Origin of the sequence: Psychrobacter sp. CAL346-MNA-CIBAN-0220 (genome assembly GCF_040309805.1) — a bacterium.
Lineage (GTDB): Bacteria > Pseudomonadota > Gammaproteobacteria > Pseudomonadales > Moraxellaceae > Psychrobacter.
Window position 1 is genome coordinate 1 of sequence record NZ_JBEOPF010000557.1, and the last position, 251, is coordinate 251.

Annotated in this window: 1 protein-coding gene; it reads right to left on the reverse strand. The window is 43.0% G+C overall.

What is annotated here, in order from left to right; all coding sequences use genetic code 11:
* Nucleotides 1-251: hypothetical protein (locus tag AAEY88_RS14785; RefSeq protein ID WP_350563604.1), on the reverse strand; the 251-nt coding region annotated here is incomplete at both ends.

Here is a 251-nt window from a genome sequence, read left to right on the forward strand (position 1 = left end):
GTACTGTGGATTATTAGTTGGTAAGGCGCTTTGGTGGGCGATGATATGGCTCTCATCAAAACCGCCTGCATCATCGGTAATACTGATTGCAAGCCAGCTTTTGTCTTCAACACTCGCCTTTGTACAACGTAATATAATGTGCTGTGCTCCTTGCTGCTGCGCATTGAGCATAGCATTAATCAGTAGCTGATCGAGCAGCAAATTAGGTAAGTATAGCTGCTGATAATCAGAGACTATCCAAAAGCTAATAT